At 32.8% G+C, this 24,393-nt stretch carries 21 protein-coding genes, 2 tRNA genes and 1 rRNA gene; 3 read left to right on the top strand and 21 right to left on the bottom strand.

Annotated elements, in window-relative coordinates:
* Positions 1 to 438 precede the first annotated feature (438 nt).
* The 11 genes from TY11_RS00120 to groES form a co-directional block, all read right to left on the bottom strand.
* Positions 439 to 1,656 carry a hypothetical protein gene (locus tag TY11_RS00120; RefSeq protein ID WP_042141894.1) on the bottom strand — a complete coding sequence of 406 codons (1,218 nt, stop codon included), beginning with the start codon at positions 1,654 to 1,656 and terminating at the stop codon, positions 439 to 441.
* 682 nt (positions 1,657 to 2,338) lie between these two features.
* Positions 2,339 to 4,273 (bottom strand): DUF3732 domain-containing protein, encoded by a 1,935-nt coding sequence (locus tag TY11_RS00115; protein WP_042141893.1) that lies wholly within the window; start codon positions 4,271 to 4,273, stop codon positions 2,339 to 2,341.
* Positions 4,270 to 4,761 carry a three component ABC system middle component gene (locus tag TY11_RS00110; protein WP_042141892.1) on the bottom strand — a complete coding sequence of 164 codons (492 nt, stop codon included), beginning with the start codon at positions 4,759 to 4,761 and terminating at the stop codon, positions 4,270 to 4,272. Before TY11_RS00110 ends, TY11_RS00115 begins: the two co-directional genes overlap by 4 nt.
* Positions 4,751 to 5,905, bottom strand: coding sequence for a hypothetical protein (locus tag TY11_RS00105; protein WP_042141891.1), 1,155 nt, complete (start codon positions 5,903 to 5,905; stop codon positions 4,751 to 4,753). The genes TY11_RS00110 and TY11_RS00105 overlap by 11 nt, the downstream gene beginning before the upstream one ends.
* Positions 5,906 to 6,260: 355 nt before the next feature.
* On the bottom strand, positions 6,261 to 7,262 hold the full coding sequence (locus TY11_RS00100; RefSeq protein ID WP_042141890.1) for a reverse transcriptase family protein: 1,002 nt from the start codon (positions 7,260 to 7,262) through the stop codon (positions 6,261 to 6,263).
* Between the two features lie 245 nt (positions 7,263 to 7,507).
* Entirely contained in the window at positions 7,508 to 9,499 is a 1,992-nt protein-coding gene (locus tag TY11_RS00095) for a retron Eco8 family effector endonuclease (RefSeq protein ID WP_042141889.1), read from the bottom strand.
* A gap of 227 nt (positions 9,500 to 9,726) precedes the next feature.
* Positions 9,727 to 10,845, bottom strand: a complete 1,119-nt coding sequence (locus TY11_RS00090) for a UvrD-helicase domain-containing protein (RefSeq protein WP_042141888.1) — start codon at positions 10,843 to 10,845, stop codon at positions 9,727 to 9,729.
* The gene (locus TY11_RS00085) at positions 10,829 to 12,433 is read right to left on the bottom strand and encodes an ATP-dependent nuclease (RefSeq protein WP_042141887.1); all 1,605 of its coding nucleotides are present in this window, start codon (positions 12,431 to 12,433) and stop codon (positions 10,829 to 10,831) included. The genes TY11_RS00090 and TY11_RS00085 overlap by 17 nt, the downstream gene beginning before the upstream one ends.
* Positions 12,434 to 12,640: 207 nt before the next feature.
* Positions 12,641 to 13,201, bottom strand: coding sequence for a hypothetical protein (locus TY11_RS00080; RefSeq protein ID WP_042141886.1), 561 nt, complete (start codon positions 13,199 to 13,201; stop codon positions 12,641 to 12,643).
* A 409-nt stretch (positions 13,202 to 13,610) separates the two neighbouring features.
* Positions 13,611 to 15,233 carry a chaperonin GroEL gene (gene groL / locus TY11_RS00075; protein WP_042141885.1) on the bottom strand — a complete coding sequence of 541 codons (1,623 nt, stop codon included), beginning with the start codon at positions 15,231 to 15,233 and terminating at the stop codon, positions 13,611 to 13,613.
* A 46-nt stretch (positions 15,234 to 15,279) separates the two neighbouring features.
* Positions 15,280 to 15,564 (bottom strand): co-chaperone GroES, encoded by a 285-nt coding sequence (gene groES / locus TY11_RS00070; protein ID WP_042141884.1) that lies wholly within the window; start codon positions 15,562 to 15,564, stop codon positions 15,280 to 15,282.
* 246 nt (positions 15,565 to 15,810) lie between these two features.
* Here groES and TY11_RS00065 point away from each other — a divergent pair, with 246 nt between their 5' ends.
* Together TY11_RS00065 and TY11_RS00060 are read left to right on the top strand one after the other, a co-directional pair.
* Entirely contained in the window at positions 15,811 to 16,524 is a 714-nt protein-coding gene (locus TY11_RS00065) for a CPBP family intramembrane glutamic endopeptidase (RefSeq protein WP_042141883.1), read from the top strand.
* A gap of 6 nt (positions 16,525 to 16,530) precedes the next feature.
* Positions 16,531 to 16,731 carry a YdiK family protein gene (locus TY11_RS00060; protein WP_042141882.1) on the top strand — a complete coding sequence of 67 codons (201 nt, stop codon included), beginning with the start codon at positions 16,531 to 16,533 and terminating at the stop codon, positions 16,729 to 16,731.
* 41 nt (positions 16,732 to 16,772) lie between these two features.
* Here TY11_RS00060 and TY11_RS00055 read toward each other — a convergent pair whose 3' ends face one another.
* Positions 16,773 to 17,420, bottom strand: a complete 648-nt coding sequence (locus tag TY11_RS00055; protein ID WP_042141881.1) for a redox-sensing transcriptional repressor Rex — start codon at positions 17,418 to 17,420, stop codon at positions 16,773 to 16,775.
* Between the two features lie 186 nt (positions 17,421 to 17,606).
* On the opposite strand from TY11_RS00055, the gene TY11_RS00050 reads away from it, so the two are divergent.
* Positions 17,607 to 19,529: an ABC-F family ATP-binding cassette domain-containing protein gene (locus tag TY11_RS00050; protein ID WP_042141880.1), complete on the top strand. Its 1,923-nt coding sequence runs from the start codon at positions 17,607 to 17,609 to the stop codon at positions 19,527 to 19,529.
* 36 nt (positions 19,530 to 19,565) lie between these two features.
* On the opposite strand, the gene TY11_RS00045 is transcribed toward TY11_RS00050, so the two are convergent.
* The 9 genes from TY11_RS00045 to rrf all read right to left on the bottom strand — a co-directional run.
* Positions 19,566 to 20,003: a hypothetical protein gene (locus TY11_RS00045; protein WP_042141879.1), complete on the bottom strand. Its 438-nt coding sequence runs from the start codon at positions 20,001 to 20,003 to the stop codon at positions 19,566 to 19,568.
* Between the two features lie 261 nt (positions 20,004 to 20,264).
* The gene (tsaD, locus tag TY11_RS00040; RefSeq protein WP_042141878.1) at positions 20,265 to 21,275 is read right to left on the bottom strand and encodes a tRNA (adenosine(37)-N6)-threonylcarbamoyltransferase complex transferase subunit TsaD; all 1,011 of its coding nucleotides are present in this window, start codon (positions 21,273 to 21,275) and stop codon (positions 20,265 to 20,267) included.
* Positions 21,272 to 21,718: a ribosomal protein S18-alanine N-acetyltransferase gene (gene rimI, locus TY11_RS00035; RefSeq protein ID WP_042141877.1), complete on the bottom strand. Its 447-nt coding sequence runs from the start codon at positions 21,716 to 21,718 to the stop codon at positions 21,272 to 21,274. The genes tsaD and rimI overlap by 4 nt, the downstream gene beginning before the upstream one ends.
* Entirely contained in the window at positions 21,711 to 22,415 is a 705-nt protein-coding gene (tsaB, locus tag TY11_RS00030; RefSeq protein WP_042141876.1) for a tRNA (adenosine(37)-N6)-threonylcarbamoyltransferase complex dimerization subunit type 1 TsaB, read from the bottom strand. Before tsaB ends, rimI begins: the two co-directional genes overlap by 8 nt.
* Positions 22,416 to 22,441: 26 nt before the next feature.
* Positions 22,442 to 22,897, bottom strand: a complete 456-nt coding sequence (gene tsaE, locus TY11_RS00025; protein WP_042141875.1) for a tRNA (adenosine(37)-N6)-threonylcarbamoyltransferase complex ATPase subunit type 1 TsaE — start codon at positions 22,895 to 22,897, stop codon at positions 22,442 to 22,444.
* A gap of 4 nt (positions 22,898 to 22,901) precedes the next feature.
* Positions 22,902 to 23,867, bottom strand: coding sequence for a thiamine-phosphate kinase (thiL, locus tag TY11_RS00020; RefSeq protein WP_042142131.1), 966 nt, complete (start codon positions 23,865 to 23,867; stop codon positions 22,902 to 22,904).
* 134 nt (positions 23,868 to 24,001) lie between these two features.
* Positions 24,002 to 24,078 (bottom strand) — tRNA-Asp (locus tag TY11_RS00015).
* Between the two features lie 76 nt (positions 24,079 to 24,154).
* A tRNA-Met gene (locus TY11_RS00010) sits at positions 24,155 to 24,231 on the bottom strand.
* 67 nt (positions 24,232 to 24,298) lie between these two features.
* Positions 24,299 to 24,393 (bottom strand): 5S ribosomal RNA (gene rrf / locus TY11_RS19700); the annotation flags it as partial.

Here is a 24,393-nt window from a genome sequence, read left to right as displayed (position 1 = left end):
GCTGGTCTGTTGATTTAATGGATCATGAAAAGATTAAGGCATTCTGACGATAGAGCAAGCAAGAATATTTACTTGTATACAACGGAAGAAATAAGAAAAAGAGACTCCCCGTAAAATTCGGGAGTCTCATAAAATATGTGCTTAAATTTGACTGAATTTGGTCAAAATGTGGTCAAGATTATAATGTAGAACTGTTAACCGTTGATATATCAACGGTTTCGGGTCTCTATTACATCATGCCGCCCGTAAGATGAGAGTGTGTAATATCGTTAACGGGAGGTGAAATAAATGCGGTAAATCAACGTTTTGGATGTTGTTAGCTGTAACATCTTTAACGGGGATTTACCGTTTTTCATGAGATTGCGTTAGCAAAATGTTAGCATTCTTATGTATTTACCTATAACTGTTAAAATTTAATCTAGCAGTTACAATCCAAACCTAAATATCGTTTTTTAAATGAAAATTATTATACTTCTCAATAATAGAAGTTGTTAATGGTTTTTGGGTATTGTTAAAATTAAAATTTAGTTTTTCAATTTCAATTTCTTTAATTTTCTCAGGGATTGGAAAACTTTCTAAAAATTCCTTTCTTATATCATCAAAGATAGAAAAATTTACATCTTCTAAAAATGAATTCTCAGTAACGAAGAAATAATCTAGTATATACTTTTGTTTTATTCCATCCATTTCATTCCATATTTTAGGTTGAATAAACCAATGATCTGTACCATGCATCATAAAACTTTCAATAAAATTTAATATAAAAAGAGGATGTTGAACTACATAATCATAGTGGTTCTCTAATATATCTTTATCAATAATATCTCCAGCAAATATAAGTACTGTTGATGATTTAAATGGAATAACGTTTAATATCATTTTAATTTCTCGATTATTTTTTTTATTGTCAGTAATATTTGCGTATCCTACTCCACTTAGTGCAACAGGAAATTTCATGTCTATATTTACTACATTCATAACAACATTTTCCTGAGTCTGTTCATTTTTTATTATTTCCAAAAATTTTTTATGAATCTTAGAAGAAAACTCCAATTTTTCAGTTAATTTACTTTGGGCTATTTTTGCAAATTTTATGCGATAGTCATCATATTCAACTTTCACTTTCTCAATTTTTTTACTAATTTTATTTTCCAATACTAGTCTATATTGTTTATTTCTTTCATTTTTATATTTATAAATGGCTATCCTTACTTTGTCTAAATGAAGCTTGTCAATAACAATTTCCCTACAAATGCTTCTATAGGCTTGTAATTTGGCTTGTTCAATGGAATCAATTTCTTTTTTTTGTTCAAATTCAGAAAATATCATTTCATGCTTTTTACAAAAACCCGGAAATGTTGAAGCATCTCCTATGCCTATTCTATCCATTACCATTCTTAATTCATCTGAATCTTCATCTAAGTGTGGATATAATAAGTGTGAATCATCAGAGATTAATTTTAGTGAACCTGATTTTGGTATAGTATGAGATCTTTTTATGCTTTTGCTTTCACAATTCGGAAACATACATTTTTTTTTACTCTTAACAGATTGATAAAACTCATTTTTTGAATCAAATTTTAATTTTTTCCTAATATTCAAATCTATAAGGCTATCATTAAATAATTTTTCATCTAACTCTGTAAAGATATCCATTAATTAACACCAACATATTCTTTAATTGTATAAACCACACAGTAAGATGAGAGTTTGTAATATCTTTAACTTGATGTGCAAAAAGTGCGTTAAATCAACGTTTTAGATATTGCTTACTGTACCATCTTTCACGGGGATTTACCGTTTTTTATGGGATTGCGTTAGAAAAATGTTAGCAAGTTTAATGTGTCAACTTCCTAGACTATTAATAACACATAAATCACACTTAGGGCTTACAAATATAGAGTTTTTATGGTAACCATCAAATTTTGTCAAAAAAGTCTATAAATAAACCAGTGGATTAGCCTTCGCCTTCAATATCTACATTATAATACTGGTCCAGCTCTTAATCATTAAATAATATGCCTCTGAAAATAAGCTGTCTTATCTTTTACATACAGATTGTAATAAAATTATTAAGTAGGCCAGAAATAGTGTGATTCAGGGAAGGCTTTTCATTATTGCAACATTTATTAAAAGTGTGGTTATCAGATTCTTCTTGTATTGATTCAATACCTTATGTATGAAATTATTTCGTTATTGTTCTATGAGTTAATAGTCTAACTATATCATTAGCACTGTAAATTTATCTTTAGTTATATGTTTATATTGGTTATTTTAAAACTTTTTTTCAACATCAATATTGTCATGACATTCATAGATTATTCCTGTAATTTCATAGTTATATTAAAGCTTTACCATTTCTCCAATCTCCCCTTACATATGAAGCAAACTCATCTTTAATTTCTAAATCTTGTCCATCAACATGATCAACTATCAATATTTGCGGAAGAATACCAGTGTCTTTACCAATGGCATTAACTTCATCAAATATAGTTTTGTACATTTGATTAACTGCTTTTAGATCAGAATCCGATAGTTCGTTCCTATCATTCTTTTCAATTGTCCCTTGAGGAAAATAGACTTGGCTAGGTTGGTCAAAAAACATTGTTAATGGCATAGGCGATTTCTCTTGGGTAGCAAAATATCTTAAAAAACTAAGAAAAAGAGCTATATGGCACGACACCCAGTTTGCTCCACTTCCCATTTCATACAAGTGAATTTTATCATTTTTTTGAAGCTGATAAACGTCGAAAGTTTCATCTAAAAGTCCAAAATTTAGATTTAATGGACGATATTCTTCCTCAAAATCTAAAGTAAGTGATAGACGATTCATATTATCAGAAAGAAAGGATTGAGCTTTTGCCTTTTTATTATTCAAATCAAACCCATCTATTTTCGTTTCCAGTTGAAAAATACTATTTTTCAACTCTTCTATATCCTCATCGACATTATCCAATAAACCGGAATTTACCATCTCAGAATATAATACAATTCTCGCTTTCGCATAATTAACTTTTTCTCTTTTTGAAACAAGCTCTTTTGAATTGATATATTTACGTTCAATGTTTTTAATCTGCTGCCATACATTCTTTATTTTATTTTCTATTTCTCCATGTGCCTCTTCAAGCTTTCGAACATCCTCAGAAAAGTCATTTGTAAACTTACTAGTAATCTCTAACTCTTTATCAAGCCATGCAGAAGCTTCTACCAGTCTAGCATCATCTTCAGAAACTTCTTTACATACTCCTCCACATAGAGGACAAGAATATTCTTTTATAAAGTTTCCTGAAATACTTGTCTGGTCTTTTAATTCTTGTAACATGCCCGTAAAGTTTATTCCGTTTTGACTTGCATCATCTAAATTATCAATTTTAAGTAACACGTCTCTCTCTTGATCTCTTAATTTATCTAATTCATTATTAAGTTGACGGTATCTTTCTGCGATTCCATTTTCATTGAAAAGCTGTGTTTCATCAAATTCTGGTAAATTAGAAGCAAGTTTAAGCATTTTTTGTATCGTAATATTTGAATTAAAAGGAATATCTAACAAAGCGTAATAATCTTCTAATAAAGGTTGTAAATTCTCTTTTATATATGTTGAACTTTTTTCATTGGCTTTTTGAACCTTTTGTTTTCTCTTCAATTGAGCCTTTAAATTAGTAAGCTGGATTAAATCACTGTAATATTTTTGTCCAATCATTCCAGCAAAAACAGGAAATTGCTCTATAATATCTTTCCTCTTATAGTAATCGGAAAATCTATAAAACAATGCGAATTTACTTGCCATCAAATTCTGATGTTGAAATAGGTACGATACCATATTTCTTAGTGAGGCTTTTTTTCCTTGCTTTTCGCTATCAGTAACAATATTAGTGACATATAATCCCAATGCAGACTCAATCTCATATTGTGCATCCTTTACGGATAATAAGGGCTTATCCTCAAAATATTCTAGTGTTATATTATCTATTGGAAAATCTGAGGATTCTTTTAACACATGCATTTTTCCGCCACTTTCCCAATTGTATCTAGCAATTACATATGTATTATGATTTATAAGCATGGGCATGACATAGAGATATGAAAAATCCGTGATTTTTCCTTTTGGTATGGTTGATCTTGAACTGCATAAACAATAATCTATTATTTCAACAAGAGCACTTTTGCCAGTTTTAGATTCTCCCGTTACAATATTGACTCCCGGTTGCAACGGAACCTTTCGCAATTCTCCTGATTTATTAAACAACATTATAGACTTTATAAAGCTTCTCATTCTCTGCCCACCCCTAAGAAATAATTCAAGTGATCTTCATTACTCTTTGCAAAAACAACTCCTAAATAATGTGCAGCCTTAATCCAATCTCTTATAGAACCATCATAATCCAAATATTTTATTGGTTCTATTAGTATTATTTTTTTTTCATTTAATACTATCTTCTTTTTTGAGTACAAAATCACTAACGCCTTTTTCGAAAAAATCTTTAGCTCATTATAGCGTCTTACATATCCTGCAAGCTTTACTTTTCCCGAAATATTAATATTATTTTCTAATCTCTCTGGTTTGTTAAATAAAGTTTCCATCCTACTTGTACTTTTTGCGGAAGCTAACTTTTTTCTCGATTCAGAATGTAACAGAATAGGCAACGCCATAAAAATTAATCTTATCTCACAAGGCTTATTGAAACCCGTTAAAAAGCCTTGCAAAAGAACGCTAAAAAAATGAGAATTCATTGATAATGCCCGTATATTTTTAATACTCATCTTCTTCACCTATATCCCAACTAAACTCTTTATCGTCAACAATAGTATGAATAATTCCTCTTTGAAAGTAGCCCTGATTTCTAACTATTGAGCCTAAATCCTTTGCATCCCACCCCATAACCTCAGTGTACATCAATTTTGAATTCCTAATTTCTACAGTTCTATTCATTCCTTCAGTTTCGATAGCTTTACTTTCTTTAACATATTTTAATTTTCTTTTTAACTCATTTTTATATAGTGGTACACTTTTAAGATATAAAAAGTCATCTTTAAAATATTTTATGACTGTCATTTCAGCTTTCCAATAATCCGAAACAGCATCCGGTATTTGTTTATCATATTCAATTTTTCGAATAGCCTCTACAAATTCTTTATTTAATAGTGATTGTGCTTTTTGTTCAGGAACATTCACCTCTGCAAAGTCACTCGGTAATGGTTTTTTACTTGGATTAGAATAAGCAGGTGATTCTTGTTGTAATATTTTATCAAACTCTTCTCTAGTTACTTCCCAGCGGTGTGGTGGGTCTTTAATTATAGAGACGATTCTTCCAAGCAATGCGCCAATATAATTATCACGGTTGTTTTCAGGAATATGTCCTATGTAGGAACTAAATTCTTTTGAAATACCTGAAATTTGATTTTGAGAGGATTCAATGGTAAATCTTGATAAAATATTTAATAACTTACTCTCATCATAAATTGCTTTTGCAAAAATTTTATTATAGTATTTTCTAAATGTTTCTTCTCTCTTTTTATTCACTTTTCCAATCGATTGCAAAATTGCGATTTTATCGTTAGGTTTTTTAGTATTCCAATTGTAAAAAGGAGAATCAGAGGATATCGTAGAAGTGGTATGTAAAATCAAACTTGCAAATTCTGTAATTCTATCATACTCAACATACCAATTAGATACAGTTTTCCAAAAATCTACATCCCTATCACTAAGATTTTTATTTCCAAAATGATGCTTTACCTCTTTCTGAAATGAATCCTTTGATAAATCCGCAATAAGACTTACATCACCGTTAACCTCGATTTGCAATTTATCTCCACTTTTCAATTTAAAACAATCGCGTAATGCAATATAATATTGAAAAATGTCCCCAGCTTTCACCAAAGTTGCATCATTTATAGCTCTACCCATAGTATCACCACACAACAGTTTATATAGATATAATTATACCATGTTTTTCTATAATGAATTAGAATTTATCAGAATTATCTAGGTCTTAAAACTTCTTTAGATAATAAGTTAATTTGCAACCAATTGACAAAATAAAATAATGGAAAGGAGCTTCAATTTCAGGAGTTCGAGAAAATGAAATGGGGGATTAGCAATCTGTATATCAAAAAAGACACCTGAGTTCTAAGGTGCCTGACTTTTTGACTGTATTGACAAAAGTATAATATTTGTTAGGAATAGACATTCTTTATAGTGATAGCTGTTGTATTTAACTATTTCAAGAAGCTAGCAAAAGTTACATTATTTAGTATCCGGATTACCCTCGTAACAATTCAATGGAATTTTGTATTCTATTAACGTACTTAGAAATTTTTTTATTATAATAATCCTCTGGGTTTTCTCTATCTAAAAATTGCAATAAAAATGCCCTATAACCAGCTAAATAGTTTAGTAGTGAATATTTATTTTCAATTTCTCTATTTAATCCACTATTGTTAATATCAGAGAGTACTTTTGTTATATCAAAATTACTCCTATGCTTATCAATTATAAATAAAGTATTTGATAACCCTTTCAGTTTGCTCCTTGAAAGTCTAATACTATCTTCTATAACAAATCCATTTAAAGAAATAGAGTCTTGATCATATCTTATTTTATGTTTATTTATTTCGAATCCCCTAGTGGAAATAATATATTTGATTTTCTTTATAAAGAAATGATTATGTAAGAAATTATTATCAGAAGAAAATAAAAGATCGTCGGCATATCTAGAGTAGTTAATATTAAACTTTTTACAGTATTTATTTATTCTAATATCTAATTGCCTAAATACAATATTAGATATAGTGGGAGACGTGATTGCCCCCTGTGGTAACTTTCCGTCTAATGTGATTAAATCAATAAATAATAATAATTCTTCTTTTTTTCTATTATCATTCAGACGAAAATAATATGAGAATACAGATTCTAGAGTGTCATTTGTAATGTTTTCAAAAAAGTTCTTAATATCTAGTCTCAGGTAATATTTTCGTCTAACATGGGGTTTCAGATAATCGCTGTATGATTGACCTGATACAAAACCATAAACATAGTTTGGAATAGATATTGTATTTAAGAAGTTAATTCGAATGCTTTGCTGAATTTTTGATAAAGCCGAATTTTTTTCAAGGCAGTTGATAGTACGAAAACCATTTTTTTTCGGGATTCTTCTTTTGGTATAATATTTACTTTTATCTTTTAGTATTTCTTCAACTAGTGATTTTGAGGTTGCTAGTATCTTATTATAAAAGAAATCTTCCCTATATATGTATATTTGCATAACTATCCTCTTTTTAGAGTAGAGGGAGTACTTTCTCAAAATTACGCGTAGCGAAACTTAGCGACTATAATACCAATTAACAAAGTTAACATGATAACAAATTAGAGTGCGCCGATCGGCACTTCTAATAGAGACACTAGACCCTTGGCTTTTTATATCCTACTGATGTAATTCTATGTAGAAATACTGAGAATATAATTCTCAAGGTATGGAATACTCTATATTAATATTCCTTGCTACTCCCTCTAACTCATCTTATTTATATTTTTTATTATATCGTAGAGTTCTGGAAAGTAAATACTAAACTGCTTTACTTGTTCTTCCCTCGTGTTGTGAATATTTATTTCTTTACTAAAAACATAATCTAACCATGCGGATACCCAGCCAGTGGTTTTATCATACTCATGTCTAAGTCTATGAATTGTAAGATATGACTTTCTAATAGTATCAGGAAATGAATTTGTTTTATTATCTTTCATTATGTTTTTCAAGGTGTCGTATTTACCATTAACAATAAGACGAAATGCAGTTGTTAGGGTTTCTTTATTATTAGAGATATTAAATAGATCATGAATATATCTTTGGTCATATGGATGATTAGCTATTAACCAATCCCTAAATAAATTTAGATTATTGTAATTCACCAAAGAACCTTCAATGGTTGTATTAATTGGATAAACTTTATATTTTAGACAATATAGCTTAATTAATTCCTTGAAATCTTTAAAATAATCGCCATAAACTGTACACCAATATTTATCTAAACTATACTTATATGAACTTAGCGAATTTATTTTCATTCTTAAATCATATAATTTTCCATTTTCCCCAAAATGAAACATCTCTTTATCGTGCTGCGTTTTAAATCTTACATTGTCCAGTGGATTTAGGAAATCCTTTTTACCATGTTTTAACACTGGATTCCCTACATTATCAACTTCAAAGATATAATCATTATCTACTATAATTAAATAGGGAATTTTTGTATTTCTAATCTCTGGATGTATTGTTGAAATATTCACAGTATCCCCATCAAATGAATAAAAGTCAACTTGTCTTAAAAAGGGAAAAAGCGTCATCAAGTTATTATTATTAAACAACTCTAACTCTGTATTCCCTTCCACAAATACAATTTGTTCAGAAAAATAGTAGCTAGCTTCTTCATCTGATAATATATTTTTTTCCCTATGGTCTTGGAATTGATTAATTATTGTTATGTTTGCATAACCATTCTGCCTATTAGTTGCATGTAGAATGTTGTAATCGTGTGTTTTTTTTATAATATTTTTTAATACTCTAGGTGCATGTGTAACTATAATGCTTTGATTCTTATTTTCGTTCCTAATTAAATTATTCATTAGATCATCTATGTATTTCGGATGTAATCCTACTTCTGGTTCGTCAAGTAGTAGTAAAGGAATCTTTAATTTTTGTTCTGCTATTTTTGCCACTAAACTACAAAATAGCTGTAGATAATTAAATGAGTTTGTCCCTTCAGAAAAGTAACTCAATTCTTTATATCTATACCTTAGTTTCTCCCCACCTAATTGTAGCTTGATTGCATTTAAGAACTTCTCTTGATTGGTAAAAGGACTAATTACTATATTATTTCTATCAAATTTATCTCTTAATATATCTATAATTTTTCCATATGAGTCACCATATTGTTGGTTTATTAAATCACCAAGGTCCTCTTCTAAGTTAAAGCTAGGGAGTTTAGCCATATCCCCAACCATTTCCCATAGAGTTTCCCAATTTGTATGATCATTATTTTTAATTGATATATAGTAAAATGGGTAAATTGTTTTAAGTACTTTACGTAATTCAAAGGATAATCCCGTTGCCCATTCTGTATTACCTTCTTTGTCTACATATAATCTAATTGCTAACATATTATTCCTATCTACAAAGGAGATTAATTCCCCTATATTATCCATAAAGTCGCTTTGCTTCATCTCACCAATAGATTTTTTAAAAGAATAAACTTCATATACTGTGATAAAATAATTAAAGTCAAAGATTAGCTCAATTTCAGCAAATTCATTATAAGGATTATTTTTATCAAAAATTATAAAATCACTTTTCTTACCTTCAAGAGAGTTATAAAAGTATTGTATTGCTTTTATAAAGGTTGTTTTACCTACCCCATTTTTACCAATAATACAGTTGTTTTTATCAATCTTTATATCTACTTTCTTGATAGACTTACAGTTCACTAATTTTACTCTTTTTAGCATACTTTAATCTCCTAGTTACTCTTTGCCAATTATATTTATTCCAAATTGGTACCTCATTTTGCAACAGTTTTTATACATATTTCAAACTAATAATTAAACCTATAGTTTTATCTTTAACTTATTTTTCTCTACAGTTTCTTATTTTCAACATTAAATCAAGGTTAAAAGTATATTACATTCAAGACATTTAGTGCCTATTAGTTAATTGATTAATAGGAGCTTTAAGCTTAAACAGTCATTCCTTCACTATCTCTTAGAGTGAATTCTTCAACAAACTCATTTGAAATTACCTTTTGGTCAGTTACAAACGCAACACTGAATCTCGCTGTTGTTAAAGCAACATACAAAGCTGCTTTAGTTTTGGGTTTACTCACAGCTTCATAATCACCTTTTAAAAACTTATTAACTGGGCCATTTGGATAAATAAGGACTCTATCAAACGTTAATCCTTTGGACTTTCCAAAATTTAAAGGTGAAAAACTATCTGGTATATTTTTAGTCCTTTTATCATATCTCAACACCACTGGAGAATACTTTTTTACATATTCCAAAACTTCGCCGCTTCGAATGTAAAAAACACCATCGTGTCCAGTTTCCATATCATTCATGGAATTGGTTTTAGGCATTTCGGGATAAAGTGAATCTGCAATGTCACAGATAAATTGGTTACATCGGAAACATTCTGTCTTATATGTAATAGAACAGAGTCCTTCTTTCTGCCATTCACTAAACAGTTCAAAAATAGTTTGCCCTCTATATTTTTTGTTTTTCCTTGAATTATTGGTGAAGTAAGTAGCCTGTCGGTTATCTCCAACAATAATATTATGTATATTAGATTTTAATAATAGATAAAGGAAGTTCAAATCACTTCCAGCTAGATCCTGTACTTCATCGATCATAATGATATCATACAAATCTTCTAATCGTTCTATAATCAAGCCGTTTGATATTTTATTAACCTCAAGCACGAAATCACACAACTTGTCAGTATAAATATATTTTCCATCACGAAAATAGTACTTTTCGACATCGGTTTTAGCTATATATAGTGTAGATTGACCATTAACAAATTCTATATTTTCAATTCTTTGTTTATCGTATAAGAAGTTTTGATAAGGCCTTACACATTCTCTTAGTAAGAAGGAATACCATGTTTGAACAACAACATTCTTAGGGACATATCCAATTTTATCAAAAATTTTTTCCTCAATTTCTTTTGTATTATCTATTGTAAATGTTGTTATCAATATCCTTTTGTCATTATTGTTCAATGCTTTTTCAACTAGATCTGATGATTTTCCTGAACCTGCTGCAGCAATAATTACTCTGTTATTGAATTGCATCATTTATATACCCCGGTATAACAATTTTTTGGTTTGAATCAAAAATACGCATTGCACACTCACTTTTATTACCTGAACTTGTCATATATTTAATAAGCTCAGCCTCTGAGGTATAATCCTTCCCTAAAATATCATTTAAAATAGATAACTCATTTACTGATACCAACTGCGGTTCTAACGTTGCATATCTCGTGTCGTCACTATAGCAAATTTTGATTGTTGGATGTTTTAGGTAATGATCACCATATTTTTCAATAATATGCTTATCAATATCTCCATCATTATCGGTAACAACAGCAACCTCTTTATTTAGAAGATCAGCTATCTCTAGAAAGCGCTTAAATGATAATCCTCTTACAGTAATAATATCTATACCATCTTCGATAGGAAGCCTATTATGCTTTTGAAGATATGCCTTTTGAACAATTAACTCATCTGATGGTCCTTCTACTAAAATAGCCTTATCAGCTAGCAATAATCGAAGTGTATCGTAACCGGGTAATTTTTTAAAATAATTATAAGTATCCTCATTTAAATCTCTTAATGTAATGTGTTTTCCATTATTCATCAATACTACTTTGTCTAAACCAAGTTTATTTAAAACGTAAGTACTATGTGTTGTAATTATTAACTGCTTCCCTTCACATTTTTCGGAAATTTGATTAATTAATTTTTGCATATTTGAATGCGATAAGTGGTTTTCTGGTTCTTCAATTAAGATTACTTGAGCCTCTTCAGCATTTGATTCGAGTGATAACTTCAATTTTACCGAGTTTTGCTCACCTTTCCCAATGAAATCAAAAGGTATATCATCCAGATAAGCAGTCAAGTTGGATTCCCATCCATTCTTTTGAGATATATCTAGAGAAATAGCAAGTTCTTTATCTGAGATATCCCCTGTTTTTTCAGAGAGTGTACTATTAATCTTTGATATAGATTCAATTTGAGAGAATTTCTCTTTAATATCTCTAAAATTAAAATTTAAAGTTGCGCGCTGTTTAGGGTCTAAGGTATCACCAATTACACTTGAAATATACCTGTCTGTTCCGTTCCATGCCTTTCTTTCAGTTGGATCGATTAATACACATTTAATAGGATTGCTTCGTGAAGTTATTGGATTAGATGCAAAAGAATACCAATTAACTTTATAATACTCTATCGGTATATTTCTTATATCAGTAGATTGTTCTATGTATTGTTGATATTCTTCAGTGTAGTCATTATCAAATTCTATGGAAAAACTAATGCCACATGCATTTTCTTTAATTGAATTGTTTGACCCCTTCAAAGATGCATTCTGATTATTTTCCTTTAAATATATTTCTATAAGTATGCTAGGTGGGGTTACATGCTTACCTTTAATAATGTTTTTTATGTAATCTTCAACAACAGTCTTATTAAAAAGAAATGGATTTAGTTCATTATGTATATTTCTCTTATTTAATGTACTAGTTAGTGCTAAATTAACGGCTTCTAATATAGTAGATTTTCCTTGTTCATTATTACCAACAAGAATATTTATTGTGTCGTCTAATTTTAAATCTAGATAATCAATAGATTTATAGTTTTTAATAATCACTTTTTCTATCAATGGGTGAACTCCTTTCAATGCTCAGTCTTTGTGAAATATCTCTTTATAACAAAAAGACAGAAGTACACTGTATTAGTGCTAATCTTCTGCCTGTCCTAATGATGTTTTATATAGTTAATATACAGCCCATATTTCTATCCATTGAGGATTAGATGATTTTTCCTTTTACCTCTATTTATACATTGAAAACAAGTATGTGCATAATTTTTATATGGCATTAATTTTAGCCCTATATTCAGCCTCGATTTCATCTTCAATATCACATTCTAATGTCCAAGTATTTTTTAATAGGGTTCTTTTATAACCACATTTAGGACACTTATATTTATACCTACCAAAATAGGTTCTTGATACTTTCATCCTTCTATAATCATTTTTACAATAGGGTCCATCTACTCTACCAACTTTTATATCTAGTATTTCATTGGAAAATGGATCTCTACGTTTAGCATGAGCATATATCTTCCACTTGAACCCATATCCCTCTCCACTGTATTCTAAATCATAATGGCTTCCAATACTCATTACCATAGGGTAAGGAGTTTGCAACTTATCAATTCTAGTTCTTATAAACCAACGAACCATAATCACAAGTAACAGTAATAATATCCAATATACTAAATATGTATAGTTAATAACTATATTTATAAATCCCCTAAAATCTAAAGCAATACCAATCTGTATAAAATGGTAAGCATATGTGGTTAAAAATGTAGCTACTAAAGAGGCTAGGACACTTATAATAAAATCCTTGAATTTATCGATCATTCACAGGCACCCGACCTTCTTTATAATAAGCACAAAATTTCTAATTCTATTATACAGGATTATGCAAATAGATGGTATGTTATAAAATTTAAGCACTAGTTTATCCAAAGTGAAATTACCAATCTCATTCTAAAATTGACATCAATTCCTCTGAGACATGCCTATACATTACTCTTAACGGAAGCTGGTGTAGCACTCGAATAAATTATGGACAGAATTGGCCATTCAGATGATCAAATAACAAAATAATCTATCTCCACTTAACTCAAGAAATGAAAAAAGAAGCCTCTCAAAAGTTCAGTGAACTAATGATAAGCCTCCGTTAATAAACCTCAATGTTAGCAAAATGTTAGCAAAACACTCTCACCTTACTTATAAACCCATTCATATCAAGGGTTCAAGGGGCAGTTTACATCATTCCACCCATTCCACCCATATCCGGCATTCCGCCACCAGCATTCTCTTCAGGAATGTCAGCAACTACAGCTTCAGTAGTTAGGAACATAGCCGCTACAGATGCAGCATTTTGTAATGCAGAACGAGTAACTTTGACTGGATCTGTGATACCAGATTCAACCATGTTAACCCATTCGCCAGTTGCAGCGTTGAATCCAAGTCCAACCGCTTCGCCTTTTAGACGTTCTACTACTACAGAACCTTCTAAACCAGCATTTTCAGCGATTTGGCGTACTGGCTCTTCAAGTGCACGAAGAACAATTTTTGCTCCTGTTGCTTCGTCGCCTTCAAGTGCTAGACCAGCAACTTTACTGTATACGTTCACTAATGCAGTACCACCACCAGCTACGATACCTTCTTCAACAGCAGCACGAGTGGAGTTTAATGCGTCTTCAATACGTAGTTTACGTTCTTTTAGTTCTGTTTCTGTAGCTGCACCAACTTTGATTACTGCTACACCGCCAGCTAATTTAGCAAGACGTTCTTGTAATTTTTCTTTATCGAATTCAGAAGTAGTCTCTTCTGCTTGTGCACGGATTTGAGATACACGGCTAGAGATAGCTTCAGGGTTACCTGCACCTTCAACAATTGTAGTATGTTCTTTCGTTACAACAACTTTAGAAGCAGTACCTAATTGTTCGATTGATGCGCTCTTAAGCTCTAATCCAAGATCCTCAGTGATTACTTGACCACCAGTTAGAACTGCAATGTCTTCAAGCATTGCTTTACGACGGTCCCCAAATCCAGGAGCTTTTACAGCAACTGCATTGAATGATCCACGTAGTTTGTTTAATACTAGTGTAGCAAGTGCTTCACCTTCAACATCTTCAGCAATAAGCAATAATGGTTTACCTTGTTGAACAACTTGTTCTAAAACTGGTAGGATTTCTTGAATGCTTGCGATTTTCTTGTCTGTAATTAAGATATATGGATTTTCTAATACAGCTTCCATTTTATCTTGGTCTGTAACCATATATGGAGAAGCGTATCCACGGTCAAATTGCATACCTTCTACCACTTCAAGTTCTGTTGTAAATCCTTTTGACTCCTCGATTGTGATAACACCATCGTTACCAACACGTTCCATTGCTTCAGCTATTAATTTACCAACTTCATCATCGCCAGCTGAAATAGCTGCAACTTGTGCAATAGATTCTTTGTTTTCAACTGGTTTTGAAATTGCATGTAGTTCTTCAACAGCAGTTACTACAGCTTTTTCGATACCGCGGCGGATACCAACTGGATTTGCTCCAGCAGTAACGTTTTTCAAGCCTTCACGAATCATAGCCTGTGCAAGAACAGTAGCAGTTGTTGTACCGTCCCCGGCAACATCATTCGTTTTAGATGCTACTTCTGATACAAGTTTAGCACCCATATTCTCGAATTGATCTTCTAGTTCGATTTCTTTTGCAATGGTAACACCATCGTTAGTAATTAGAGGTGAACCAAATTTTTTATCTAAGACAACGTTACGACCTTTTGGTCCTAATGTTACTTTTACAGCATTTGCTAATGTATCTACTCCACGAAGCATTGCGCTACGTGCGTCTTCACTAAATTTAATTTCTTTAGCCATTTGAAATGCCCTCCTAAAAAAGATTTTTTATCATAAGTATAAATTTTTATTCAACTACAGCTAAAATATCACTTTCACGTAGAATTAAGTATTCTTGTCCATCGTACTTCACTTCTGTTCCAGCAAATTTCGAGAAGATAATACGATCTCCTTCTGAAACTTCAAGTGCAACTCTTTCTCCACTATCTGTTACTCGGCCAGTACCAACCGCAACAATTCTACCTTCTTGTGGCTTTTCTTTTGCAGAGTCTGGAAGTACAATTCCGCTTGCCGTTTTTTCTTCTTGCTCAACAAGCTCGATAACTACACGATCTCCTAGTGGTTTAATCATGAAGAAAACCTCCTTAATTCTTTTCCATTATTTTTTATTTGTTAGCACTCTCTTATATCGAGTGCTAATTCCAATTATTATAATAAATAATTTCTCTTCGTTTTGCAAGTATTGTGTTATGTAATTTTTATTTTTCTTGTCCAAGTTGATTCTATTATAATGTACAGCTTGAATATGATAAAATACACAGGAATCAATTTTTTCCTTAAGATTGTAAACTACGTAGACTTTAAGGAGCTGAAACTTTTGCCTAAACGTTACTGGTGGGTCATCCTTACCTACATCATCATGCAACTTTCAGGTGCACTTTTTATACTCATTTTCAAGCCTATTATCCCGGAATATATTTTGGAAGCATCGATATACTATTCTATATTTAGTTTTACAATTGGTTTAATTATTGTTTTAATTCTAATGAAGCCAGATATGAAAATGGCACAGACAAGAAGTAGTTTGTTTACTGTTGATATCGTGCTATGGTCTATCTTAGGGGTAATAATGGCCTATGTAGCACAAGCAGTTGCGGTTACTATTGAAACAAACATATTTGGTATGGAACCTGGTTCCGAAAATACGCAGGGTATAATGAATATAACACGTACTATTCCCTTATTTGCAATCATTCCTGCAATAATCGCACCGATATTAGAAGAGGTTATTTTCCGAAAAATCATTTTCGGTTCCTTATATAAGCGTACAAACTTTTTTGTAGCTGCTTTACTATCGGCATTTATATTTGGGATTATTCATGAAGGCTTGGAGCACATTTTAATCTACGCATCCATGGGTTTTGTTTTTGCTTTTTTATATGTGAAAACGAAAAAAATCCTTGTTCCGATTATTGTGCATATGGCCTTAAACTCTATCTCTGTCATCGTTCAGTTTTCCTTGACCCCTGAAGATATAGAAAAAATCCAGCAACAATGGAATCAAGTGCAAATGATTCTAATCGGAGGTTAATAAGCTATGAGAATCACCGCTAGAACCATGGCCCTCATCTATTTTGCTATGGGAATACTTTTTATATACGCAGCTATTCAAAGTGCAGACGAAACCATTTGGAATTTTATTACCATTCTACTAGCTCTAATTGCAACATTAGATTTCGGAGCCGGTATTCGGTATTTGCGTTTACATTACAAAATAAAAAAAATAAAGAAGGGGTAGCACTAGTAAAGTGCTACCCTTTCTTGGTTTTCTACTGAGGCTTAAAGAACCTCTTCTTTCGTATCTAGTGGATAATGCTTTAAGAAATATACCAGGGCTTGTAATTCAATCGCTAAATCAATATGATGTACCCGAACATCATCAGGCACGGAAATTCGTGCTGGTGTAAAGTTTAAAATCCCTTTAATACCTTTAGAAACCAAGCGTTCCGTTACGCGATCTGCTTCTGTAGCTGGAATAGTCAAGATTGCAACCTTCACATTCCCTAACTTTTCTTCTAAATCATCAATATGAAAGATTGGTACTCCGCCAATCTCTTTTCCTGACTTATTTGGATCCGCATCAAAAGCTAAAACGATCTTTGTATTATTATTTTTAGTAAAGTTATAGTTTAAAAAAGCTGTACCTAGATTACCTACTCCAATTAATGCCACATCCGTAAGTTCATCCTGATCTAAGGTCTTTCTAAAAAAACCTAGTAAGTATTCAACATTATACCCATAGCCCTTCTTACCAAGAGCACCGAAGTAAGAAAAGTCTCTTCGAATAGTAGCTGAGTCTACTTTTACAGCTTCACTTAATTCCTTAGAAGAAACACGTGTTTTTCCCTGCATTTGTAAATTATTCAAAAATCGATAATATAACGGGAGTCTTTTCGCAGTAGCCTGTGGAATTTTATTTTGTTCCAACTGATTTCCTCCTTACTATCAGTCCTAGTATGTCTAAGAAGAAACATCTTATGAACGGTACATTTTCTTCATTAATTCTATTTTAACAAATTTTTCAAAATAAGTCGTGATATTTTTCACAAATTGACAATTATATTGCCCGAATCCTAAAGATTAGATAAACTGAAGCTACTAGAGGTGACAAATATGATAATCATGCAATTAAATGATATAACGAAATCATTCGGTGCTGAGGAAATACTAGCGAATATTAAAATAGAAATTAAAGATAAAGATAGAGTTGCTATTGTTGGCCGTAACGGTGCAGGAAAATCGACATTATTAAAGATTATGGCCGGTGAAATGACCTATGATTCTGGAGAATTAATAAAGCCAAAGGATCTTACTTTAGGCTACCTTTCCCAGCATACAGGCTTAGAGTCTAATAATACCATCTGGAATGAAATGTTAGAAGTCTTCTCGGGATTGATTCAACAAGAAAAAAAGATACGGAATATGGAAGCAAAAATGGCCGATGTAAATCTACTAGAGCCCAAGGAGCAAACTAAACTATTATCAGAATATGATCGTTTACAACAGGAGTTTGAAACAAATGGGGGCTATAGTTATGAGTCTGAAATAAAAGCTGTTCTATCCGGATTAAACTTTTTAGACTATGACGACCAAACTCCCATTAATGAGTTGAGTGGTGGACAAAAGACTCGCCTTGCTTTAGGAAAACTATTACTTAAAAAGCCAAACTTACTTATTTTAGATGAGCCTACTAACCATTTAGATATAGAAACATTATCCTGGCTGGAAAAATACCTATCCTCTTATCCTGGTGCAGTAGTTATTGTTTCCCATGACCGATACTTTCTTGATAAGACTGTATCGATTGTATATGAAGTTTCGAGACATCGAACCAAGAAATACCATGGTTCGTATAGTGAGTTTCTTCATCAAAAGGCTTTAAATTATGAGCAAGAGATGAAAGAATTTGATAAGCAACAATCGGAAATAAAGAAATTAGAAGAATTCATACAGAAAAATATTGTAAGAGCCTCCACAACGAAGCGTGCTCAAAGTAGAAGAAAACAGCTTGAGAAGATGGATCGAATAGATAGACCCTTGGGCGATGAATCTTCTGCATCCATAACCTTTGAAATCACAAAGCGTACTGGAAATGATGTATTAAAAATTGATGACCTCTCTTTTCATTATGAAGGCGAAGCAGAACCAATTTTTAAGAACTTATCCATCCATGTGTCCCGTGGGGAGAGTATTGCATTAGTTGGTCCTAATGGGGTTGGAAAGACTACCTTACTAAAAAATATCCTTGGAAAACTGAATCCCTCGGAGGGATCAATTCAACTAGGAACCAATGTTCAAATTGGATACTATGACCAAGAGCAAGCAAATCTAAGTTCTCATAAGACCGTATTAAATGAGCTTTGGGATGAATATCCTCATGTGAATGAAAAAGATATTCGTACCGTGCTTGGTAACTTTTTATTTTCTGGTGACGATGTGCTAAAGCCTGTACAATCCCTTAGTGGTGGAGAGAAGGCCCGAGTAGCCCTAGCAAAGCTTCGCATGCAAAAGGCAAACTTATTAATACTAGATGAGCCTACTAACCACCTTGATATCGACAGTAAAGAAATTCTAGAAGCTGCCCTTATTGATTTTCCTGGGACAATCATCTTTGTCTCTCATGACCGATACTTTATTAACAAGATTGCTGATAAAGTAGTAGAAATGCAGAAAGACGGGGCTACTGTCTACCTAGGTGATTATGATTACTACCTAGACAAAAAACAAGAAGAAGCTGAACTGGAACGTTTACAAGCAGAAGAAAATATCTCCAAGGAGGCTAATGATAAGAAGTTAGACTTTAAAGAGGAGAAGAAACGTCAAAGTGAAAAGCGAAAACGCGAACGCCAAATTACCAGGTTAGAGGAAGAGATTGAGAACCTAGAAGAGAAACTAGCGTTACTGGAAGAAAAAATGACAGAACCCGAAGTTTATGAAAATCATGAAAAGGCATTGGAATATACGAATAAGACAAATGAAGTCAAACAGGATATTGAGAAGTTAATGGAAGAATGGACCCTATTACAGGAAGAATAACGAATGGCAGGTTGAGTATATCAGCCTGCCATTTTTTTATTTATAATTAGAAAGATATGCTCCTACTTCTTCTGGAACTTTGAAACTAAGTTTTATATTTTTTATATGAAGGTCTACGTATGGGATATCTTGATACGTTATAAATTTACCAACCTCTTTTAATTCCTTTTTGTCTGAGCTCGATTTCCCAATTTTCACTGTTTCAGTCTGATATAGTTTGAATTGTTTTTCCACAGTAGCATCAGCAGAAGCTTTTTCGATTTTCCAATCATCTAACCGAAGTTCCTTTACAAAGTCCGCAATATCTCTTTCATCTGAAATTGTAGTTAGTACCTCTTTATTATGGGATAAAAAGATATCAATCTTCTGTGTTCCCTTAAAAGCAGAATCTAAATCTGCATCCTTATCAACACTACATGCTATTAATAATATTGGGATGCTGAAAAGAACTACAAACTTATAGACTTTTCTCATCGTTTCTTCTCTCCTTTTAAAGCCATTTAGCCCCACTTCATTATACAATTATTTGGAAATTATAACCATTCCTTCGTCAGAAGTATTAATACTGTATATCCACAAAAGTTATCCACCATAGAACCCCCATTATACCGGTTATCAACAAAGTTATGCACAATATCCACAAGTAAATTGAGAGTTATGCACAGATATTATCAACATACTAAACCGCTTATAATTAATAATCACAAAAAAATATCCACACACCTGTGGATATTTTTATCGTAATAGTAATGATGGGTTTGCATTTAAAGCTAGTCCGGACCGTTTTCCTTGTTCAAAATTGATTGTTCCAGCTGCAGCAATCATCGCTGCATTGTCTGTACATAGCCTTAATGGCGGTATTAATAAAGGAATGTCAGTCTCAGAAAACTTAGCTTCTAGCTCTTGTCTTAAGCCTTTATTTGCAGCAACACCGCCAGCCACAATAACTTGCTTTACATGATACTGTTGTGCTGCTTTTACAGTTTTTGTTACTAACACATCAATGACACTTGCTTGAAAGCTTGCAGCAATATCTTCCTCTTTTAATGGTTCTCCTTTTTGTTTAGCATTGTGGATTTTGTTAATAACTGCTGATTTTAACCCACTAAAACTAAAATCAAAACTGCCTTCTTCTAACCATGCCCGAGGAAATTCAATGTTTTCCTCACCCTTAGCTGCTAACCGATCAATATGCGGCCCACCAGGATAAGGAAGGCTTAACATTCTAGCAACCTTATCATACGCTTCACCAGCCGCATCATCACGTGTTTCCCCTATTACCTCATATTGACCATGATCTCGCATCAAAACTAGCTCCGTATGGCCACCAGAAACAATCAAAGCGAGTAGTGGAAATTGAAATTCCTCTTCTAAGCGATTCGCATAAATATGTCCCGCTATATGATGGACGCCAACTAGAGGCTTGTTTTTTGCAAATGCTAAAGCCTTTGCAGCGTTGACCCCAATTAGTAATGCACCAACTAAACCAGGACCTTCTGTTACTGCAATAGCATCAATGTCATCCCAACTTAACCCTGCCTCTTTAAAAGCCTCTTCTAATACTAAAGTAATTTGTTCCACATGATGTCTTGAAGCAATCTCCGGAACGACTCCTCCAAAACGTTTATGGCTCTCAATTTGTGAAGCAACCACATTGGAGATAGTTTCCCTACCATTTTTTATAATAGCAACAGCTGTCTCATCACAGCTTGTTTCAATTCCAAGTATATAAGTTTCATTCATCATAAATTCACCCACATTACAATCGCATCTTCATGATTGTCCGTATAATAATTTTTTCGAATACCTCCGGGAACAAGGCCAAACTTACGATACATTTTCTGTGCAACTACATTTGTTACCCTTACTTCTAAAGATAATCGAGTTACTCCTAAACTAATCGCTTTCTGCATAGCAAAACGGAATAACCTTTCTCCTAGCTTCTGTCCTCTGAACCCGGGTAGTACTGCAATATTAGTTATCTGTGCATCATCTAAGACGATCCACATTCCAACATAACCAATAATTTTCTCATCTATCGTCATGATATAGTAATGAGCATGTTGGTTCTCTATTAGTTCCTGTTTAAAAATTTCTTCCGTCCATGGAGAGGTAAAGGAAGCAATTTCTACAAACATTACTTGGTGTATATCGTCTAACTCCATCTTACGAATTGTTAATTCAGCCATTTTGTTTTTCCTTTTGAGTCTTTATCCAGTTGACCTCTGCTTCAGCTAGACGTAAATAATTTGGTGTTAATGTATGTGTGTCATCAATCTCTTTATCAGAAGCTGCCAATGCCAAGTCAGAAGGCTTGGCAATATGATAAGCCATTTTTGGTATTTCCGCATAATCCTCTAATTTTGATTGGATTAATTCTGTATGCTTTTCTATATCTGGACTTAAGAACACAACTTTTTTCTTTTTTTCTACTAGGTGATCAAGCCATTCTGAAAATAGAATATTTCGCTCTTTATCTACAAGCACCATATTACCGTCCTTGATTTCGTATAATCCTGTATACACTAATCCTCTTCTAGCATCGAAAAATGGGCAAATAATGGCGTTAGAAAACTTAGCCCGATATGCCAATGCTTCCAGACTTGATACCCCTACAATAGGTATATTTAAAGACCATGCTAACGTTTTAGCTGTGGTAAGTCCTATCCTTACTCCAGTATAAGATCCTGGGCCCTTTGCAACAACAATTTTATCTAACTGCTCAGGTGTGATATTTACTTCCCTCATTAGATAATCAACGGCAGGCATTAATCTGATGGAATGATTTTTCGCTATGTTTGTTACGATTTCTCCTACTAGTTCATTGTCCCTTAATAACGCGACACCTAATGCTTGATTTGACGTGTCAATGGCAAGTATGTACATTTATGTAACTCCTTCTTAAAACAAATCTAACCTATAATTGCTTTTACAACCTTTTGAAAATGTTCTCCAACAGGTTCAAACTCGATTACCCTTGACTCTTCATCCAAATACTTAATCGAAATATTTAAACGTTCAGGGGGTAAGTAATCTTCAATAAACTGTGCCCACTCTACTACAGCAATTCCATCCCCATGAAAATACTCGTCAAAACCAATATCTTCGTCTGATCCTTCCAATCGATATACATCCATATGATAAAGAGGGATGGTTCCTTCATATTCTTTGACTATCGTAAAAGTAGGACTACTTAACGTCCTATTAATTCCAAGCCCTGTTGCTATCCCTTTTGTAAATGTCGTTTTCCCTGCCCCTAAATCACCTTCTAATGTTAAAACATCCCCAGGTTTAAGTATGGTAGCAAGTTTTTCAGCTAACGATTTTGTATCTTCTGCCGAATATGTTTCTATTATATTCTTTCCCATAATTTCACCTACTTAAGTGGTTATATCCCTTTTTCTCTAATCGCTCTAATTTTTCATTCTTTCGTTGTAGGAAAACTTGTCCAACTGAGTTCCTAGAGCTTACATAGCCAATTTTTGTAATTGGTACTTTCAACTGACTAGCAACCTGTTGCACATTTTTCCAATCATGCTTTGGAACGGCACCCAGAAGTTCAAAGTCTTCTCCACCAAAAAGTTTCCATTTATTTTGTAGTTCTGAATCAAATTGAATGAAGGTAGGATGAACTGGCAATCTATCCTCATAGATCATTATAGATACTTTTGAGGCTTCCGCAATTTCATTTGCCTCACTGGCAATTCCATCACTAATATCGTTTAGTGCAAGTCTAGAAATTTTCTGTAGACCTTGAGAAAATTCAACTCTTGGACTAGGCATTTGGTGTCTGGTCATATAATAATCTTCATCTCTAAAAATACCACGGTTGTTCAAGATATGTAATCCAGCCTGGGAATCCCCAAGGGTGCCAGTTACAAATATAACATCGCCTTCTTTAGCTAAGCTTCTATACCTTGCCTTATCAGTATCTCCAATTACAGTAATGGAAATTACCAACTCCTTACCTGAGACAGTATCCCCACCAATGAGATCAATTTTATAAGTATCTGCTATTTTTTTCATTCCCCTAAAAATCTCATTAATTTCACTTGATGACCATCTATCTGAAATAGAAATACCTACTAAGTAAAAGAGAGGTTTCGCACCCATTGCTGCCAAATCACTTAGATTTGCAGCAAGTGCCTTGTAACCAATATGGTATGGATGCATGGTATGTTTTGCAAAATGAACATTTTCCACAAACATATCTTTTGCCGTCACTAGGTCTTGGTACTGCGGTCGAAACACAGCAGCATCATCACCTATTCCTTTTATAAGCGAGGATTGCCTGTAGTGTGGTTGTTGAATTGAACCAATAAATGAAAACTCATCCATACCTCTCACCATACTTTCTTTACGATATATCAATGATAGCAAAAAGATGAAATAGATACTATTTTCCACACTTAAAATAACAAAAAACATGATTTCCTTAGAAATCATGTTTGAATATGTATTATTAAATTAAATGGCGGTCCGGACGGGACTCGAACCCGCGACCTCCTGCGTGACAGGCAGGCATTCTAACCAACTGAACTACCGGACCAAATTTGGTTGTACTTACAGCACTACTGATATTCAATTAACTAAGAAGTAATTCGACGCAGTTAGTTGAATTTTTTTGGTTGCGGGGGCAGGATTTGAACCTACGACCTTCGGGTTATGAGCCCGACGAGCTACCAGACTGCTCCACCCCGCGATAATAAAAAGTATTTAATTTTGCTCATGCACTATATAAAGTACATGGAGTTTATTCGATATGAATCGCCTGGCAACGTCCTACTCTCACAGGGGCAATGCCCCAACTACCATCGGCGCTGAGAAGCTTAACTACTGTGTTCGGTATGGGAACAGGTGTGAC

The sequence above is a fragment of the Paucisalibacillus algeriensis genome (assembly GCF_000577245.1).
Classification (GTDB): domain Bacteria; phylum Bacillota; class Bacilli; order Bacillales; family Amphibacillaceae; genus Ornithinibacillus.
Note: the sequence above shows the minus strand (reverse complement) of the source record. Positions and strands in the feature narration are given on the sequence as shown.